Raw genomic sequence first — 893 nt, 5'->3', positions numbered from 1 at the left:
CGGCTCGGCGCGCGCTGGCGGCACGAACGGGCTCGGCATCGCCTGCAGGTTCGCCCCGGAATAGACCGCCGGGGGCGCAATCGACGCCACTGCGGCCGGAGATGCCGGCACGTCCACGACGGGTAGCTCCGGAGCCTTCTTCGGCGCGGTTGGCACCGCGACAACCTTTTGAGTCTGCTGCTCCGAACCCACCAGCAGGATCCCGGCGCCAGCGGCGGCGATAACGTCGTCGCTTACGACCCAGGTGCCTGTGCTGGGCGCGCGGGTCAGGCTGATTCGCTCCCCGGATTCCCAGGTGCAATTGAAGACGATTGGCGGCGGCGGCGCGTCAGCGGGCGCGAAGGGGTCCGGATCGCGCTCCCTGCGGTCATCGCACCCGCGCAGAGCCTGGCGGTGGGCGAGCTCGTTGATTTCCGCGAACTTGCCTCCGGAGAGTTCGAAAGGCACCCCGGCCTTGATCAGCCGTCCAACGAAAGCCGTCGCGAAGCGCGCATAGGCGGCCTGCGCCTTCTCGGTCGTAGGGGACTCAATCGTCTCGCCGGCGGCAGCAGGCGCGACCTGCAGTCCGACGACGCCTAGACAGACGGCTGCAAAGCGGGTGAATCCATTCAGGCGCATACACGCTCCGGTGTCGAATTCGAGGCCTCGAGTCATGAATGTTCCGGGGCGGTGCGTCCAGTGCGCCATAGCCGAAGCGACGAGCTGCGGCGCAACGCCGGAATTCGCTCGCGCAGTGTAGCCCCGTCGGGGGTGCTTTTCTCATCAGATTTCAGATTCCGGCGGAATCAACCTTGCGCGTTTTTTCATTCGTTTTTGTATCATGACGCGGACGATAAAATACCATCGATCAATCGCACCGGTCAACGTGCACCCAAAAACGAAAGGTTTAGATG

General features: G+C 64.4%; 1 protein-coding gene. It reads right to left on the bottom strand.

Features of this window, described 5'->3' with window-relative positions:
* Positions 1-654: hypothetical protein (locus AC1DY5_RS57245; RefSeq protein WP_478122976.1), on the bottom strand; the 654-nt coding region annotated here is incomplete at its 3' end.
* Positions 655-893 lie beyond the last annotated feature (239 nt).

Source organism: Variovorax sp. P4_D9, assembly GCF_056401695.1.
Note: the sequence above shows the minus strand (reverse complement) of the source record. Positions and strands in the feature narration are given on the sequence as shown.